The organism is Arsukibacterium sp. (genome assembly GCF_033721375.1).
Classification (GTDB): Bacteria; Pseudomonadota; Gammaproteobacteria; order Enterobacterales; family Alteromonadaceae; genus Alishewanella.
On sequence record NZ_JAWWAP010000004.1, the window covers coordinates 330,522 to 349,068 of the forward strand.

The window sequence follows — 18,547 nt, forward strand, 5'->3', positions numbered from 1 at the left end:
TAAAGCTGAAACAGTCGTGCAGATTTAATTGCCGCCAAACGGATCGATCAGGCTGCCATCCGCCAGCCTGATCAGCCGGCCATTAATCACCGCAAGCTGCACCTTATTGTCTTTACTGAGTAAAAAGGTCGTGCTGGCATGCCGCTGCGGCCAGGGTCCGTTTACACCGCGCGGGTTTATTGCCACCGGCAGGCCGGAGTTATTGCTGAGCAGGCCGGCATCGCCGCTAAAATGGCTGTAGCCGTCAGCCAGCAGCTTAAGGTATTTATCGGTAGTTAACTGCAGCGGTTTAGCCAGCGGATACGCCTTACCGGCGTGGTATGCCATACCACTGGCATCCAGGCTGTGATAAGCGCCATAAATACCGGCGTCACCTATTTCATCCAGGCCGACACTACCGCGGCCATTGCCACCGGCAGTAAAGGCTAAATCGACCCGCGCCAGCACACCGTTGCCATCAACCTTGGGCAAATTGATATTGCTGATAATTAAATCTTTCATACCGCCACTGTTGTTCATCGGTATGCTGTTATAGCCGCTTAAATCGTAATCCCGGTAGCTGCCACTGCTAATCAATTCCAGCCAGCGTAAATACAGCTGCACATTTAGCTGGCGGGCCAGCTGGCGAAACGGATCATTGTAATTACCACCTGCTTCCACCAGCACGGTACTGATCCCCATGCCGGAAAACGTATCACCGAACGAGCGCATTGAATACTCATCATCATAGCGGCCCAGCTGCTCAGGTATCACCTTATCAAGCAGTGGCTTTACCGCGCTTATCAGCTGCATTGCCGCATGGCGGCTGGGGTTAATCTGCCGGGCCTCGTTATAAGCCGGTGCCAGTAAAGAGATGGTGGCGGGTTTTTTATTATCCCCGGCGCCGTGGTAGCGATTCTGATCATGCAGGTTAAAGCCATAATGTGGTTTGATGTTTTTGGCTGCCTGCATCAGTAACTGGCCTTCCGGGGTCTGCAGCGCCAGCGCATCACGGTTAACGTCAATGCCCAGCGCGTTATAGCGGCTGTTACGCTCAGCGCCATCCGGGTTCAGCATCGGGATCAGATACAAACTAATCTCATCCAGCCAGGCCGGGCCGCCTTTACCGGTTGCCGCCTGTTGTTGCTGCTGGGCATCAATAATGGCCAGCAAATCAAAAATGGCGGCAGTGGCGGTTGGCTCATCACCATGCATTTGTGACCAGGCCAGTACTTTGCGCTCACCGTGACCAATTTTCAGCAGATAAACCGGCCGCTGCTCCACCGAGCGGCCAAGCTCGGTCACCTCCAGCCAGTTTTGTTGCTGATAGTAGCTTATCAGCGGCGCAATATCGCTATGAGTTATCTGTGCTTTGGCCAGGCCCGGCGTGGTAAATTTGCTGTAATCAGCTGCGCTGGCCAAGCCTGATAACACCGCGCTTAATGCTAACCATAATGATACGTGCTTTAACATAGCATCCTCTATACCCGTTATCCTTAAAGCTGCAGCGGTGTTGGCTGCGCTCTCTCACCCCAATCACATAGAGAGCTATGCTCATGGAGTTTCACTCACTTGCCGCCTACCTGCAACTTCAATGATTTTGGGTATATCCCGGCCAACTTGAAGTAAGAGCGGTTTTGCCGACTATGTTAACCATAACATAAGCAGCTGCGCTCAGCATACTGGCTAAATTCAGGCTAAGCTTAGCCAATGCTAAATTAACCAGGATAATTTTAATTGTTTAGTCCCCGGCAGTTTTATCAGCAATTGCGCCAGCGTAAGGTGTTAACCACAGTACTGGCTTACCTGGTTATTGTCTGGCTGGCGCTGCAGGTGGTTTCTGTGGTTTCTCAGCTGCTGCAGCTGCCGCCGCTGCCCGGTCGTATTATCGCCATTAGTCTGGTCGCGGCGGTGCCACTCGTCTGCTATCTGGCCTGGTACTATCAGGTTCAGCAAGGCCGGCTGCAGTTAATCGCCGGTGCTGATGGCGAGCCGCCGGCTTTTGGCGCTAAGCAGCTTAGCAGCTTACTGCTAATCACTCTCTGCAGCGCTCTGCTCGGGTATCAGTATTATTTACAAAGCCGATCTGCCGCGACATCAGAGCCACTGAGCCTGACGGCCAACTCGATTGCCGTACTGCCTTTTACCGCTATAAATCCAACTGAAAACAGCCCTGAGCGATCGCCGCTGAAAAACAGCCCTGAGCTGGCGCCGCTGGTAAAGAGCCCTGAGCTGACTTTATTAACTAACAGCCTGGCTGAGGAGATCAGCAGCCAGCTTGCGCGCAGCCCCGGCTTAACGGTAGCCGCAGCCAGCTCCGGCCAGGTACTCAGTCGCCAGCAACTAAGCCCTGCTGAAATCGCCAGCCGGCTGCAGGTCGCTACGTTGCTGACCGGCAGTATCAGTACCACCGGCCAGCAACTGCACATCCGCTTACAGCTGCTCGACGGCCAAAACGGCCAGACCTTATGGAGTCAGCAGCTTAGCCGCGAGCTGCAAGATGTATTTGCGCTGGAAACCGAAGTCGCCCGCTCGGTCGCCAATGCCTTGCAGGCCAGCTTAGCACCCGGCAGCACGATAAAAGATTTATCGGCCAATGCCAGCACCCGAAGTGCCGATGCTTATATCAGCTATTTAAAAGCCCGCGAGCAATACCGGCTGCAAACCAGCGAAGCGATGCAGCAGGCCCGCCAGTTATTTGAGCAAGCCATCGGTCAGGATCCGGAATATGCGCTGGCCTATGTTGGCCTGGCCGATACCCTGCTGCTGCTAAGCGATGGCAGCAAAGAGTTTGGCATTATTGAGGTGGATATCGCCACCAAACTGGCGGCAGAATATCTGGACAAAGCACTTACCCGCGCGCCACAGCTGGCCGAAGCCTATGCCATTCAGGGCAAAATGCTCGAGCTGCAACAGCAGTTTGAGCCGGCGCTGGCCGCTTATCAGCAGGCCTTGGCTCTTAACCCTAACCTGGCAGTGGCGCATATGTGGCAGTATCTGCTGTTAAAGCAACAGGGTCGTTATGATGAATCCTTACAAGCGCTGGAGCAGGCTTATCAGCTGGATCCGGTATCGGTGGCGGTGCTGTATAACCGCGGCTATGAACAGGCGATCCGCGGCCAGTTTACTAAGGCGACCGAAAGCTTTAGCCAGTTATTACAGGACTTCCCTGAATCACCTTTGGGTCATGCTGGTCTGGCTTTAACCGACTTTCATCAGGGGCAGTTGGCCGATAGTCTGCAGCATTGGCAACAAGCATGGCAATTGTCGCCAGAGAACTATTATTTTCTTGAGCAGTATCGAGCATTATTGCTAACCCTTGATTTAGTGATAATGCAGCCTGAACTTATTGAAGAACCAGACTACAGACCAAGTTATTTAATGCGTCGAGGTGAATTTCAAACATTATTTCGTGAAATGGAGTTTCGACTGGCAGCAGAACCCGACGACCCCTGGTTAAAATTTGAAGCATCCTGGTACCACATGCTAGTTGGCGAAAAAGATATTGCGATTAAACTGTTGTTGCAAAGCTACCCTGTATTTGATGCTAAAGAGCTTTATAACATGCCGATGTGTAGTCCGGCCCTTGAAATATCCTGGGCGTTAAAACAACATGCTCAAACTCAGCCAGCTGACAAGCTATTAAATCAATGTCAGCAGCAATTACAAGACGCGCTGCAAAGTGAACTGCGGGATAGCTATCTAAATCATCTGGCAGCGAGACTGGCTGCTTTGCAAGGTGATAATAAAACTGCAATACAACAATTGCAGCAGGCCATGGCCTATGGCTGGCGCGAGTGGTGGACTTTTCATGATCCAATTTTACAAAGTATTCCGGCACAGCAGCTGGCGCCATTGCGCCAGCAACTGGAAAATGCAATTAATGAGCAACGGCAGTTAGCGCTTACGCGAGCCCAGTTGGACCTTACGCCGCCTAAACAATAGTAACCCTAAGCCAGCAAATAAACTTAAGGTAGACGGTAATGGCACCTGCACCGCGAGCGGCTCCAGAATAAATACCCGCTCTGACGGCGAGCTAAAGCCCAACACATCAGAGCGTCTGCCTTGGTAGTAGCAATTTTCATCGCCCTCATCCAGAAACACCGGAAAACAGTCATCGCGATCATTGCGATAATAAAAATCCCGATCGGGGCCTGAGTAAAAGGCACTGTTAAAGGTCAGCCAGTATTCGCCGGGCACTAAGTCATCCGGCCTCAGTGCCGCCGGGTTAAAGCCATTCTCCCGTAAAGCGGAAAACGTCCAGCTTTGCTCCCCCTGGCGCAAGGTCCAGCTAAATTCAGCAGCAAAGGCAGAGGGGAAGTCCCATAATAGCGCGCCCTCAAAATCCAGCTGCTCTCCTTGGATAAACTCATAGTAACAAGGGTCTTCCTGCCAGTACTCAGGCGGTGGTAGCATATCTGTAATCAGCCAGCAATCTCCTGGTACGGCTAATAACTCAAGATCACCTATGGTAAAACTTACCCGGTTAATAGCCGGCGCACTGTACTGTAAATAACCGTCTCTGATAAAGCTGTTATCAAATAAGCCATAGCTTTGTGGCCGGGTTGAAGTTTCTGAGCCACGACCACCGCCTCTTATTAATTTAGCTTCAGCCAGAAAACTACAAAATAACAACAGCACCACTGCAACTTTAAAAAAACGCATAACCGACACTCCCTGTTATTGAAGATATTGATGCTGCATATCACCGGCTAACTGCATACCAGATTACGAAGGCAAGCTTCAGGTTAAAAAATTTATATCAGAATTACCTGGTACAGAACCCACTAAGTAAAGCAGAAAACGGCCAAAACGCCAGTGGCCGACTTGCTCGCCGGCATGCTTATCTGTATAAAAGTAACTGTATAAATTAGTTGTATAAAAACAATAAAAAGGAGCCTAAGGTGGCTGACTGGTTAACCCTGCTTCCGGCGCTTGTCGCCATTGCCGTGGTACTGTGGCGCAAAGAAGTGATTCTGGCCTTGCTGTTATCGCTATGTACCTCAGAGCTGCTGATTTTTCTGCAAAACGGCCAGAGCTTTGGCGCTGGTTTATTGCTGGATGGCAGTATTCAGACTTTGGAGCGGATTATTGCCGTTACCGGCGATGCCGATAACGCCCGTATTTTAATGTTCTCGCTTTTAGTCGGCGGCTTACTGGCCTATATGCGCTACTCCGGCGGCGTGTCGGCCACGGTAGCGATGCTGGTTAATAAAGGTATTGCCCGCAATGGCCGCCAGGCCGGTTTACTGACCTTTTTTATCAGTAGTGTCACCTTTATTGAATCAAACTTAAGCTCGCTGACTGCCGGCATCAGCTCGCGTGGCCTGTTTGATAAATTTAAAATGAGCCGGGCCCGGCTGGCCTATATTATCGACAGCACCAGTGCGCCGATTTGCATTATTATTTTACTCAATGGCTGGGGCGCTTATATTCTGGGGCTGCTTAGCACCTATGATTTACCAGAGAGCCCGGTGGCCATTTTAATTGGCACCATCCCGCTTAATTTCTATGCCCTGATCACCTTAGTGGTGGTGCTGTATACCATCATCAGTGGCAAAGTATACGGCCCGATGCGTACCTCAGAGCAGCAGCTGCATACGTTATCGCACCATAGTGAAATTGAGACTGAACCCAGCCATCCATCTTATATGTTAGTGCCACTGGTAACCCTGGTCGGTGCCATGCTGGGCTTTATGCTGCTAACCGGCAATGGCCAGCTGGTGCAGGGTTCAGGTTCTAAGTCGGTGCTCTATGCCACGGCACTGGCCTGCGTGGTGGTGTACGCAATGATGTTATTCAGCCGCCGTTTTAAACATCAGCAACTGGTTGATATCGGCTTTAAAGGCATCAGTGAACTCCTGCCACTGGTGACCATCGTGCTGCTGTCGTTGTCGCTCGGGTCCAGCTTAAAACTGCTGGGCACCGGTACCTTTATTGCCAGTATCGTTGATCAGAACCTGCCGCAGGTGCTGATCCCAGCGCTGCTGTTTTTAGCCGGCGCGTTAATCTCTTTTACCACCGGCACCAGCTGGGGCACCTTTGCTATTCTTATTCCAATCGGCATGCCAATGGTCAGTCTGCTGGGGCTGCCACCGCAGCTGATTTTGGCGGCGATTTTAAGCGGCGGGGTATTTGGCGATCACTGCTCGCCTATTTCCGACAGTACCGCAGTAAGCTCGGTTGCCGCCGGCTGTGATTTACTGGAGCATGTTAAAACCCAGCTGCCCTATGCGCTGGTATGTGGCGCTATCGCCTTAATCAGCTTTGTGATTGCCGGCGTACTGATGATCTAACGGAGATAACGATGATGAAAATGGCTCTGTTTACGACCCTGCTGGCTCTGACCAACCCGTTACCGGTTGCTGCTGAGCCATCAGTACCAGCCGACTTTACCGATGTCGCCAGCCTGCTGCCCGAAGCCCAAATTCATATGGCGTACCTTGGCAGCAATAACTTTGTCGGCAGTCAGGTTGATGGTTATAAGGCCAATAAATGTTATTTGCAGCAAAACGCCGCCAATGCGCTGGTGCAGGCACAACAAGCGGCAGCGGCCAGAGGCTTAACCCTGTGGATTTATGATTGCTACCGGCCGCAGCGGGCGGTTAATCATTTTATGCGCTGGGCCAGCGATTTAACCGATACCAGCACTAAAGCCGAGTATTATCCCAACCTTGGCAAAGATCAGCTGGTAGGCGAATATATTGCGGAAAAGTCCGGCCATAGCCGCGGCAGTACCCTCGATTTAACGCTGGCCGCCAAAGATGAAGCGGGCAACTGGCAGCCGCTGGATATGGGCTCGCCGTTTGATATGTTTGACCCGGTATCCAATGTCGGCAACCCTACCATCAGCAAAACACAGCAGGCCAATCGTCAGTTGCTGGAAAATATTATGCTGCAAGCCGGTTTTAAGGTGTACAGCATGGAATGGTGGCATTTTACCCATCAGCCGCCGGTCTATACCGACCAATATTTTGATTTTGTCATTAAATAAGCGGCAAAAAATTACAAAAAGTTACATTGAATTAATAATTGATTCAGCGGTGCCTTGCTATACCTGTTAGTGACTTTACTCGTCTTAATCGCAATTAAGGAGTCACTATGCATAAACTACTCGCGACCACCCTACTCGCAGGGACCTTTTTTTCTGCAGCCGCTGCTGCCCAAACCTACGACAAGGGCTTTTATCTGGGCGGCCACTACGGCCAGCATAAAGTAGAACTGGAATCCGATTTTGCCGACACCGATGTTAAATTTGGGGTAGCCGGGGTCAATGCCGGTTTGCAACTAACCAGTTTTCTGGCGCTGGAAGCCCGCTATGCCATTGGCGTAGAAGATGAAGAAATTTTTGATGACGACGATTCAGCCCGTTATGAAATAGACCGCCATATGGCACTGATGGCTAAAGGCTCGTTGCCACTGGGTGATCGCTTTGCCCTGTTTGCCACAGCTGGTTATGGCGAAACCAAATACAATTTTGCCTACGATATTCCCGGTCTGACTGGCTCAGAGTCTACCACCGAAAGTGGCTTTATTTATGGCGCAGGCGCAAACTTTCACCTGACCAATAATTTAAGTCTGGTGGCTGAGTACAATGTATTGCCCGATCTGGAAGACGAAGATGACGGCCTGATTGAGTCTGATGTGTCGTTGATGACAGTGGGCCTGAATTATACTTTCTAAGCCCCGCTAACTAGACCTGCTCAGCTGGCATCTTCACAATGCCTGCGTTAAGCACCAACTTCAGTTGCCTGGTGGTTCTCCCTGCTGCCGGGCAGCTGCCTTTAACAATAATCTTGCCCTGCCTCTGATACTGGCCTGTCGCATTTGCCATTGCACCTGGCGCTATTGCCATTAGAGCTATTGGCATTGTTCTGTTAGTATTAGGCCATAATGTATTTAACTTTTTAGCCCAACTTAACTATGGCCAGACGTACTAAAGCCGAAGCAGAAAGCACCCGTGCTGCCATTCTCGATGCTGCCGAACTGCTGTTTTTTAAGCAGGGAGTGTCCCGCACTACCCTTGAGAAAATTGCGATAGCAGCCAATGTCACCCGGGGTGCAATTTACTGGCACTTTCAGAATAAAGCCGATTTATTTAATGCGATGATGGAGCGGGTCCGGCTGCCGTTTCAAACCATGTTAACGGAAATAGATAATAACCTGGCCGCTGATCCGTTCAGTCAGTTACAGCAGCTGTTTACCAATGGCCTGCAACTGATTGCCAGTAGCGAGCAGAAACGCCGGGTCCTGACTATTATTTTTCATCGCTGCGAATATATTGATGAGTTAAACCCCGCAGTAACCAAACAAGATGAATTAGATACCCAGACCGTCGCCGTGATGCAGCGGGCGTTTGAGCGTGCTGAGGCCGCAGGCACCTTGCGCCCCGGTATTACCCCCAGGCTGGCGGCTAATGCCATGCATATGTATGTCGGCGGCATAATAAGTCATTTCTTGTTAAAACCGCAGCAGTGTGACTTGATGCAACATGCTCCGGCGCTGATTGATACGATGTTGCAGGGCCTGAAAAAGGCATAAAAAAGCCAGCTGGCCGCAATTGCAAAACGGTTCAGCTGGCAAAGGTACTAACTTTTAAGACATAACTTAGCTGGCTGCTGCCACTTTTTTCGCAAACACTTTCATCACCACCAGATAAAATACCGGCACTAAAAACACGGCCAGCACCGTGGCCGAGATCATGCCACCGAGCACGCCGGTACCAATGGCATTGCGGCTGGCCGAGCCGGCACCGGAGCTGATCACCAGCGGCAGTACCCCAAGCGAAAACGCCATTGAGGTCATGATAATCGGCCGCAGCCGCAATCGCACCGCTTCCAGAATGGCGGCGCTCAGTTCCCTGCCCTGGTTTTGCAGTTCGCGGGCAAATTCGACAATTAAAATCGCATTTTTCGAGGCCAGGCCCATCGTCGTTAACAGCCCGACCTGAAAATAGACATCGTTGCCCATACCGCGCAGATAGGCCGCGGTTAACGCGCCGATAATCCCCAACGGCACCACTAAAATCACAGCAAAGGGTACGCTCCAGCTTTCGTACAGCGCCGCCAGACATAAAAACACCACCAGAATTGACAGTGCATATAATGCCGGCGCTTGTGAGCCAGACAGTTTTTCCTGATAAGAGGTGGCGGTCCACTCAAAACCGATACCCGGCGGTAACTGGCTGATTAACTGCTCCATCGTCGCCATCGCATCGCCTGAGCTGGTGCCGGGCGCCGGCTCGCCCTGAATTTCCATCGCCGACACGCCGTTATAACGCTCCAGCCGCTGCGGCCCGTATACCCATTCACTGCTGGCAAATGCGCTGAAACTAACCATCTCGCCACTGCTGTTACGCACATACCAGCGGCTGATATCTTCCGGTGTCATCCGGAATTCGGGCTCAGCCTGGACAAATACCTTTTTCACCCGGCCGCGGTCAGTAAAGTCATTAACATAGGTAGAGCCCCAGCCAATCGCTAAGGTCTGGTTAATATCATTAAGGGATACCCCAAGCGCCCGGGCCTGTAACTGGTCAATTTCAATCTGTAGCTGGGCCGCATCTTCCATGCCATTGGGCCGCACGCCAAGCAGGTTGGGTTGCTGCGCCGCCATCCCCAGCAACTGGTTACGGGCATTTAACAGCGCGTCGTGGCCCAGACCACCGCGATCCTGTAAAAACAACGAGAAGCCGGTTGCCCGGCCAAGCTCGGCAATCGGTGGCAGGTTAAAAGCAAAAATCTGGGCCTCTTTTACTGTGCCGAAAAAGCCCCAGGCCCGGCCTATTACCGCCTGGACACTGTCAGCCGGGCCACGCTGATCCCAGTCTTTTAACCGGACAAACGCCAGCCCCATATTCTGACCGCGACCGGCGAAGCTGAAGCCCGACACGGTAAAAACCGATTCTACTGCCTGTTCAGTGGCATAATGGGCAGCGACCTTATCCATCACCGCCTCGGTCCGCTCTTGGCTGGCCCCGGTTGGCAGCTGGATCATGCTTAAAAATACGCCCTGATCTTCTTCCGGCAAAAACGAGGTCGGCAGGCGGATAAACATCAGAGCCATTACCAGCACAATAACGCCATACACCAGCATAGAGCGCTTTGGCCGCGCCAGCATGCCTGCGACACCGCGCTGATAGCTTTGGTTACTGCGCTCAAAGCCGCGGTTAAACCAGCCGAAAAAACCGCGCTTCGCCTGATGATTGCCATTAATCGGTTTCAGCATAGTAGCGCACAGCGCCGGGGTAAAAATAACCGCGACCAGCACCGACAGCGCCATTGCGGTAACGATGGTAATCGAGAACTGCTGATAAATAGCACCGGTGGCGCCACCAAAAAAGGCCATTGGCACAAACACTGCCGATAACACCAAGCCAATCCCGACCAGCGCGCCGGTGATCTGACCCATCGATTTGCGGGTAGCTTCAACCGGGCTCAGCCCCTCTTCGCTCATTACCCGCTCGACGTTCTCAACCACGACAATGGCATCATCGACCAGCAAACCGATGGCCAGCACCATGCCAAACATGGTCAGGGTATTAATGGTAAAACCAAAAGCGGCCATCACGCCAAAGGTGCCCAGCAACACCACCGGCACCGCTAAGGTCGGAATTAATGTTGCGCGGAAGTTCTGTAAAAACAGATACATCACCAGAAATACCAGAATAATGGCTTCAATCAGGGTTTGTACCACTGAGCTTATTGATACTTCAACAAAGGGCGTGGTGTCGTAAGGAATAACGGCGCTTAAGCCGCGCGGGAAATACGGCTCCAGCTCAGCCAGTTTGGCTTTTACGGCGGCTGCGGTATCCAGCGCATTGGCGCCGGTGGCCAGCTCTATCGCCAAACCGGTGGCCATTTTGCCGTTATAGCGGGCAATAATCGAGTAATCCTCACCGCCCAGTTCAACCCGCGCCACATCACGCAGTTTAACCGTGGCGCCGTCGCTGGTTACTTTCAGCAATATCTGGCCGAACTCTTCGGCAGTAGTCAGCCGGGTCTGCGCCAGAATTGCCGCATTGTACTGCTGGCCGGGCAATGCCGGTGCGCCGCCTAACTGGCCCGCCGTTACCTGATTATTCTGCACCCGGATTGCTGCCGTCACATCGGCCGGGGTTAACTGAAACTGATTCAGCTTATCGGCATCGAGCCATACCCGCATCGCATACTGGCTGCCAAATACCTGCACATTACCGACGCCGTTGGTGCGGCTTAGCGGATCTTTAATATTGGCCACGACAAAATCGGCAATATCATCGCGCGCCAGGCTGCCATCTTCTGAGATAAAGCCAATAACCATCAGAAAGCCGCCATTAGACTTGGCGACCCGCACGCCATTTTGCTGCACTTCCTGCGGCAGTAACGGCAAGGCCTGCTGCAGTTTATTCTGCACCTGCACCTGGGCAATATCGGCATCGGTGCCGGTTTCAAAGGTCAGAGTCAGGCTGACATTGCCGGACGAGTCAGTGTTGGCCGACATATACATCAGGTTATCCAGGCCATTCATTGCCTGCTCAATCACCTGAGTTACGGCATATTCTGCGGTCTGGGCTGATGCGCCGCGATACGAGGCACTGATACTGATAGCCGGCGGGGCTATTCGTGGATATTGCTCTATAGGCAGCTGCTTAATGGCCAGTAATCCGGCCAGCATAATGACAATGGCAATAACCCAGGCAAAAATCGGCCTGCTGATAAAAAAGTTGGCCATGGCTTATTCCCCGTCTGTCGCGCTGACGACGGTGACCGTGGCACCGGGCCGCACTTTCTGTAAACCAGCGACAATAACCCGCTCGCCACTTTGCAGCCCCTCGGTTACCAGCCAGTGCTGACCATAACTTTTACCCAGGGTAACCGGCCGCAGCTCGACCTGATTAGCACTGTTTACCAGCAGCACCGTGGCATCGCCTTTCGGGGTGCGGCTAACGGCCTTTTGCGGCACTAATATCGCCTGCTCAATACTGCCATGATAAAGCCGGGCGCGGACAAACATACCCGGCAGTAAGTCAGCGTTGCTGTTGGGAAATACCGCGCGCAAGGTCACCATGCCGGTACCTGGGTCAACATTCACTTCCGAGAACTGCAACCGGCCCGGCTCAGCGTAGCGGCTACCGTCATCCAGCAGCAACTCAACCTTCAGCGCAGCGCTCTCATTTGCCGGCATATCCACCCGCAGTTGCCGCTTCAGCTTTAATAACTCGATACCCGACTGGGTTAAATCAACATAAATCGGCTCAAGCTGGCGGATAGTTGCCAGCCCCTGTGCCTGATTAGCGGTAAGTAACGCGCCTTCAGTGACCAGAGAGCGGCCAATCCGGCCGGCGATAGGCGCAGTAATATCGGTATAATTTAAATTAATTTGTGCAGTTAATAGCGCCGCTTCAGCACTGGCCACTGCCGCCTCAGCTTGCAGCAGGGCAGCTTTGGCATCATCCGCATCCTGCTGACTAATCACCTTACTACCAAGCAAACCGTCAATCCGATCTGCTTTTAAGCGGGCATTGTGCTGCATCGCTTTGGCACTGCTCAGCGCAGCTTCGGCACTGCTCAGCGCTGCCTGATAGGGGGCCGGGTCAATTTTATACAGCAACTGGCCGGCAGCCACCTGCTGGCCTTCAGTAAACAGCCGTTGCTGTAAAATACCGCTGACCTGCGGCCGGATCTCAGCCTGGCGAAAATCGGTAGTGCGCCCGGGCAGATCGGTAGTCAGTTCTACCGCACGGGGCGCTAAGGTTACTACGGCCACTTCAGGCACTGCGGCGCCTTGTCCCGTTGGTGCGGCGGGCTCGCTGCAGCCCGCCAGCAACAACATAGCAGCCAGTAGCGCAATGCCAGCAGGCGAAGTCAGTGGGTTAGCCCACGGCTTAAAAAAGTGCATAAAGTGTCCTGTATTGACCAAGTTTGTCGAAAACTGCTGGGGAAAAGCTGCGCCGGCTTCATAAACCAACGCCTGTTTATTTCAGCCGTAAACTCAGACCAGCTTAGCCCGGCAATATACATACACGCTTGTATGTTAGCAAGCACAAAAAGCCATATTGCGCTCAATGGCCGGCTTTTGTCGGTGAAACAACTGATAAATTAAGTGGCTGAATGATTAGGCAAAAGCGCCCGCTTCAGATAACGAGCTGGCGCTGCTCTGGTAAACCCATACTAAGCACAAAAGGCATATCAGCTTGCTGGGCGGCGCTGAAATCCTGCTTACTGTTCAGCCCCTGCCAGTTAATAGCAATCAGACTTTGCGCCACGGCACCGCCCAGACCACTTCCCGGCCCCAGCAAGATCAGATGCTCGGGAGCAAACTCTTTTACTGCCACCTGAACGGCACGGCTGAAGTAAAAGGTATCGCATACCTGCTGGCCCAGGGTATAGGCTTTTAACGCCGCGGCCTGGGACAACTGGCGGGGCCAGATCACGCCGCGACCATCAACCAGCGGCAACTGCGGCGTGGCAAATAAGGCTTCGGCAAAGCTTGCCAGTGCCTGATCAGCCGCTGGCTGCATTAGCGGGCTGTGAAAAGCAGCATGGCCCGGCAGTAATAACGGAAAGCGCTCATCACAGGGCGGCAGTGCCTGCATTGCCTGCTGCACTGCGCTCTGGGTACCGGCCAGCACCGCATAACCGCCATAGGCAATCGACATAAACAACGCGCCCTGATGCAGATATAACTGTTCGGCCAGCCGGGCCTGTTTATCAATATCAGGCTGCCAGTCGCTGTTTAGTATCGGGTAGATAAACTGGGCCCCTGCCGCGCCGGCGGTTAGCTGCGCCATACTGGTCACCAGTTGCATGCTCTGCCCGCCCTGCCAGACCCCGGCACAGCCAAGCGCGGTATACCAGCCCATAGAATTACCGGTAATAGCCACTATGTCGTACTTATCACGGTTGATCTGGCTGAAATCGGCCAGGCCGGCCGCAAAAATTAACGCGGCAGCGTTCTCAGCCTTAAGATGCAGGCCACTGCTGAAACTGGCCGCCGTATCCAGCTCAGTGACCGTTGGCAAACCCAGCTCACCGCGCAGCGCATCAAATTCGTTTAGCTGCTGGCGAAACGGCCCGTCGTTAGCCAGCTGCTGCGTTATATAGCCAAGCTCCGGCCGGTTATAGCTGCCGCGGCCCGGACACACCACCACAGCGGTTTTTTTCTGGCTCATGCTGGATGCTCTCCGCTTAGCAACTGCTGCACTTTATCGATTATCTGCTGCTTCGACGGCAATACCGCATAAGCCGCTGCGCCCAGCGGAATAAAGCTGTCATGGGCGGTGATCCGGCTTAGCTGATAAAAGCCTGGCCGCGCTTCATGTAAGCCGGTAAATAACTCTTCACTGAGCGAGCCGCGTTTGCGGCATTCATCAACAATCAGTACCTGCTGGCAATCGGCCAGTGCCGCAACAATGGCCTCGATATTAAGTGGCACCAGGGTACGTAAATCGAGCAACCGCAGGCTATAACCGGCCGGCGCCAGCTCAGCTGCCGCCTGCCGGCTTAAGTAATAGCCATTGCCATAACTGATTATCGTCAGTTGCGGCGGTGTTGCCGGGCTCTGCTCAGGGCTCTGCTCAGGGCTCTGCTCAGGGCCCTGAATAAACACCGCTGGCTCACCCAGTGCCGGCAGTGGCGTATCGGGCAGCGGATAATCGCACAGCCAGCCGCCATCGCCGGGGGTCAGTAAGTCGCGGGTCATATACAGCGCGATTGGCTCTAAAAAAATCACCAGCCGTTTTTGCTCATACGCCAGCTGCACCGCCTGGCGCAGTAACAGCGCTGCATCAGCGCCATTAGACGGGCACAACACCACAATACCCGGAATATCGCGAAATACCGCAAACGAATTATCATTATGAAAATGGCCACCAAAGCCGCGCTGATAGGCCAGGCCGGCAATCCGTACCACCATGCCATTATGAAACTGACCATTAGAAAAAAACGACAAGGTGGCCGCTTCACCGCGAATTTGATCTTCGGCGTTATGGACATAAGCCAGAAACTGAATTTCAGCAATCGGCAGCAAGCCCTGCTGGGCCAGGCCAATGGCCATACCCAGAATACTTTGCTCATCCAGTAAGGTGTTAATCACCCGGTTACCACCAAAGGCCTGAATTAAATGCTGAGATACGCCGTAAACACCGCCTTTTTTGGCGACATCTTCGCCAAAAAGCACGGCATTACTGTACTGGGCAAATAAATCATGCAAGGTCCAGTTCAGCAGTTTGGCCAAATGCTGCGGTTTACCCAGGTTATGTTTATCAAAGTCAAATAAGGCACTGCGAATGGCGGCAGGGGGTACCGGCGGTGCCGGCAATGCCGGTCGCTGTGGCGCTATCGCTGCCATTACTTGTGCAGCGGTTTGTAATTTGGGCCGGCTGCTGGCGATAGCCGCCACCCGGCTTATCTGACTGGCAAGTTCAGTTACTGCCTCAACTAACTGCGGCCGGCTTAAAATACCGCGTGCCAGCAGGGTAGCGGTACTGGCGAGTATCGGGTCCAGCTCCAGCTCAGCGTTAATCAGGTTTTTACTGCGATAGGCGGTTTCGGTATCGGCACCGGCATGGCCAAATAACCTTACGGTAGATAAATGCAGCAGTGCTGGCCGCCGTTTGCTGCGCACATAATGAGCGGCTTTGCGGGCTACGGCGAAAGTTTGCGCCAAATCGCGGCCATCGGCGGCAAAATAACGCAGCTCAGGCCGGTCGGCCAGGCTTTGCTCTATCCAGCCATATGGCGTAGGGGTCGAAATACCCAGGCCATTATCTTCGCAGACAAACAACATCGGCAGCGGCACCTGCTGATAAGCCGCCCAGCAGGCGGCGTTAATGGCGCCCTGGGCGGTGGAATGATTGGCCGAGGCATCGCCAAAACTGCACATCACAATCGCATCTGCCGGCCAGCTGCCGCTCTGGCCCAGCCGTTTTGATAAATCGATAGCAAAAGCGGTACCGACAGCTTTCGGTATCTGCGAAGCGATGGTACTGGTTTGCGGGGGGATATTCAGCGCCAGGCTGCCCAGCACCTTATGGCGGCCACCGGAAATCGGATCGTCACTGGAGGCACAGAACGACAACAGCATATCGTACAGCGGGGTGCTGCCCGGTAGTTGCTTGCTGCGCTCAATAAAAAAGGCACCACTGCGATAATGTAAAAAGGCCGGATCGGTTAAGCGCAGCGCCGCCGCTACCGCTGCATTGCCTTCATGGCCCGCGCTGCCAATGGTGTAAAAGCTCTGGCCTTTGGCCTGCAACAGCCGCGACTGCAAATCCAGCAAGCGGCTGCTAAGCTGGCTATGCCATAACTGATACAGCTCGCTGTCACTCAGGCCCTGCTGCAAACTGCTGGCCGGTGCCAGACCGCTGTTGCTAACTGCGCTGCTATCTATCTGCTGCAGAAACTGCTGCAGCCACGGATGAAAGGCGTCGGCCATCTCAGCTGAATGCCTGCAAACCGGTCTGGGCCCGGCCTAATATCAACGCATGCACATCATGGGTGCCTTCGTAGGTATTAACGGCCTCTAAATTCATCAGATGGCGGATAACATGGTATTCATCAGCAATACCATTACCACCGTGCATATCGCGGGACTGGCGGGCAATATCCAGTGCCTTACCGCAGGAATTACGTTTAATCAGTGAGATAGTCTCCGGCGCAAGCTGGCCGGCATCCATTAACCGCCCGGCCTGCAGACAGCCCAGCAGGCCAATACTGATTTCGGTTTGCATATCAGCCAGCTTTTTCTGAATAAGCTGGGTTTGTGCCAGCGGCCGGCCAAACTGGCTGCGGTCGAGCGTATACTGGCGCGCTGCATGCCAGCAAAACTCGGCGGCCCCTAATGCACCCCAGGCAATGCCATAGCGCGCTTTATTCAGACAGCCAAAGGGCCCTTTTAAACCACGGATTTCCGGAAAAATCGCATCCTCCGGCACTTCCACATTATCCATTACAATTTCGCCGGTAATCGACGCCCGCAGCGAGAACTTACCGTCAATTTTCGGCGCGCTTAAGCCTTTCATGCCTTTTTCCAGCACAAAGCCGCGAATTTCACCGTCCAGCTTGGCCCATACCACAAACACGTCAGCAATCGGCGAATTGGTGATCCACATCTTGCTGCCATTCAGCAGATAACCATTGGCCGTTTTCTTCGCCACGGTGCGCATCCCGGCCGGATCAGAGCCGGCATCAGGTTCGGTTAAACCAAAACAACCTACCCATTCGCCGGTGGCCAGTTTCGGCAGATATTTCTGGCGCTGCGCTTCGGTGCCATATTCATGAATAGGATGCATCACCAATGATGACTGCACACTCATCGCACTGCGATAGCCGCTGTCTACCCGCTCCACTTCCCGTGCCACCAGGCCATAGCAAACATAGTTCACTGCCGAACAGCCATATTTTTCCGGCAAGGTGGCGCCCAGCAGGCCCAGTTCGCCCAGCTCAGTCATAATTTCACGGTGAAAATGTTCATTGCGGTTCGCCAGCAATACCCGCGGCTGCAATTTCTGCTGACAATACTGATGAGCAGTATCGCGGATCATCCGCTCTTCTTCGCTTAACATTGCGGATAATTGAAACGGGTCTTGCCAATCAAATACCGGGCGGGCCATATCGCTACCTCATGCTGTGTCAATAACTAACATTATTGTATGTCTGTTGCTCACTCTACTGCGGCCTGATATAAAGTTAAAATATATTAATTCTGTATCTGGTATAGTTTTTACCTATGGATATTCGCCAGCTTAGTTACTTTGTCGCCGTGTACGAACAGGGCAGCATCAGCGCCGCCGCCCGCCAGTGTTGTGTGGCGCAGCCTTCGCTGTCAGCGGCCTTGCGCCAGCTGGAACTGGAGCTCGGCGTCAGATTATTTATCCGCTTAGCCAAGGGCGTCAGCGCCACTGAGGATGGCGACAGGCTGTACGAGCAAGCCGGCAAACTACTCAGCCAGCTGCAATCGCTTAAAGCATCTTTTCGGGCGCCGGTTAACCGGGTCCAGTTCCGGCTCGGCCTGATTAAAGCGCTGGGGGTGGAACGGATGAGTGCGCTGCTGCGCGAATTCAGCCAGCAGGTTGCCGGCCTGGAACTGCACCTGGTCGAGCCGGACCAGCCCTGTGATGCCCGGATCATTACCCCGCAGCAGCTGAAAACCGGCGAAGTGCTGCACCCCATCTGGCATGACCGCTACTTACTGGCCCTGCCGCCGGCCTGGCCGCTGAGCCTGCAGCCGCATATCAGCCTGGAAGACTTCGCCGACTTACCGTTAATCAAACGCCTGCCCTGTGATGCCTGGGCCGCCTTTTACCCCGAGCTGCTGCGCCGCGAAATCCGGCCCGACATCCGCGCCGATATTCAGACTATCGAGTATGCGCTCGGTCTGGTCTCCGCCGGTGTCGGCTGCGCCCTGGTACCCGATCTGGACAGCCTGCGCCAGCGCAGCGATGTTGCCCTGCGCCCTATTCAGGGCCTGCAGCTGGAACGCAGCTTAGTACTGGCCCACGGCCGCAACCAGGACAGCCACGCCTTACAGATACTACGCCAGCTCTGTCAGCACGCCGCCAGCAAAAACTAACTCGGCATGGCGGCGG

The 18,547-nt window shown here is 53.6% G+C and carries 13 protein-coding genes; 6 read left to right on the top strand and 7 right to left on the bottom strand.

Going from position 1 to position 18,547, the window contains the following annotated elements; all coding sequences use genetic code 11:
• Nucleotides 1-24: 24 nt before the first annotated feature.
• On the bottom strand, nucleotides 25-1,452 hold the full coding sequence (locus tag R3187_RS08415) for a M14 family zinc carboxypeptidase (RefSeq protein WP_318966289.1): 1,428 nt from the start codon (nucleotides 1,450-1,452) through the stop codon (nucleotides 25-27).
• A gap of 264 nt (nucleotides 1,453-1,716) precedes the next feature.
• Here R3187_RS08415 and R3187_RS08420 point away from each other — a divergent pair, with 264 nt between their 5' ends.
• A complete protein-coding gene (locus R3187_RS08420; protein WP_318966291.1) occupies nucleotides 1,717-3,924 on the top strand; it encodes a tetratricopeptide repeat protein in 2,208 nt (735 codons plus the stop codon).
• On the opposite strand, the gene R3187_RS08425 is transcribed toward R3187_RS08420, so the two are convergent.
• Nucleotides 3,877-4,644: a hypothetical protein gene (locus R3187_RS08425; protein ID WP_318966293.1), complete on the bottom strand. Its 768-nt coding sequence runs from the start codon at nucleotides 4,642-4,644 to the stop codon at nucleotides 3,877-3,879. The genes R3187_RS08420 and R3187_RS08425 overlap by 48 nt on opposite strands.
• 239 nt (nucleotides 4,645-4,883) lie before the next feature.
• On the opposite strand from R3187_RS08425, the gene R3187_RS08430 reads away from it, so the two are divergent.
• The 4 genes from R3187_RS08430 to R3187_RS08445 all read left to right on the top strand — a co-directional run bounded on the left by R3187_RS08430 (nucleotide 4,884) and on the right by R3187_RS08445 (nucleotide 8,520).
• The gene (locus tag R3187_RS08430; protein WP_318966294.1) at nucleotides 4,884-6,275 is read left to right on the top strand and encodes a Na+/H+ antiporter NhaC family protein; all 1,392 of its coding nucleotides are present in this window, start codon (nucleotides 4,884-4,886) and stop codon (nucleotides 6,273-6,275) included.
• Nucleotides 6,276-6,286: 11 nt separating this feature from the next.
• Nucleotides 6,287-6,973 carry a M15 family metallopeptidase gene (locus R3187_RS08435; RefSeq protein WP_318966295.1) on the top strand — a complete coding sequence of 229 codons (687 nt, stop codon included), beginning with the start codon at nucleotides 6,287-6,289 and terminating at the stop codon, nucleotides 6,971-6,973.
• A gap of 107 nt (nucleotides 6,974-7,080) precedes the next feature.
• On the top strand, nucleotides 7,081-7,662 hold the full coding sequence (locus tag R3187_RS08440; RefSeq protein WP_318966296.1) for a porin family protein: 582 nt from the start codon (nucleotides 7,081-7,083) through the stop codon (nucleotides 7,660-7,662).
• A gap of 240 nt (nucleotides 7,663-7,902) precedes the next feature.
• Nucleotides 7,903-8,520, top strand: coding sequence for a TetR family transcriptional regulator (locus R3187_RS08445; protein WP_318966297.1), 618 nt, complete (start codon nucleotides 7,903-7,905; stop codon nucleotides 8,518-8,520).
• A 66-nt stretch (nucleotides 8,521-8,586) separates the two neighbouring features.
• Here the strand turns inward: R3187_RS08445 and R3187_RS08450 are convergent, their stop codons facing one another.
• The 5 genes from R3187_RS08450 to R3187_RS08470 form a co-directional block, all read right to left on the bottom strand.
• Entirely contained in the window at nucleotides 8,587-11,691 is a 3,105-nt protein-coding gene (locus R3187_RS08450) for an efflux RND transporter permease subunit (RefSeq protein WP_318966298.1), read from the bottom strand.
• A gap of 3 nt (nucleotides 11,692-11,694) precedes the next feature.
• Nucleotides 11,695-12,858: an efflux RND transporter periplasmic adaptor subunit gene (locus R3187_RS08455; RefSeq protein ID WP_318966299.1), complete on the bottom strand. Its 1,164-nt coding sequence runs from the start codon at nucleotides 12,856-12,858 to the stop codon at nucleotides 11,695-11,697.
• A gap of 235 nt (nucleotides 12,859-13,093) precedes the next feature.
• Nucleotides 13,094-14,131 (bottom strand): malonyl CoA-ACP transacylase, encoded by a 1,038-nt coding sequence (locus R3187_RS08460; protein ID WP_318966300.1) that lies wholly within the window; start codon nucleotides 14,129-14,131, stop codon nucleotides 13,094-13,096.
• Nucleotides 14,128-16,395: a dehydrogenase E1 component subunit alpha/beta gene (locus tag R3187_RS08465; protein ID WP_318966301.1), complete on the bottom strand. Its 2,268-nt coding sequence runs from the start codon at nucleotides 16,393-16,395 to the stop codon at nucleotides 14,128-14,130. The genes R3187_RS08460 and R3187_RS08465 overlap by 4 nt, the downstream gene beginning before the upstream one ends.
• Before the next feature lies 1 nt (nucleotide 16,396).
• Entirely contained in the window at nucleotides 16,397-17,572 is a 1,176-nt protein-coding gene (locus R3187_RS08470; RefSeq protein WP_318966302.1) for an acyl-CoA dehydrogenase, read from the bottom strand.
• Between the two features lie 116 nt (nucleotides 17,573-17,688).
• Between R3187_RS08470 and R3187_RS08475 the strand changes: the two genes are divergently transcribed.
• Nucleotides 17,689-18,531 carry a LysR family transcriptional regulator gene (locus R3187_RS08475; protein WP_318966303.1) on the top strand — a complete coding sequence of 281 codons (843 nt, stop codon included), beginning with the start codon at nucleotides 17,689-17,691 and terminating at the stop codon, nucleotides 18,529-18,531.
• Nucleotides 18,532-18,547: the final 16 nt, after the last annotated feature.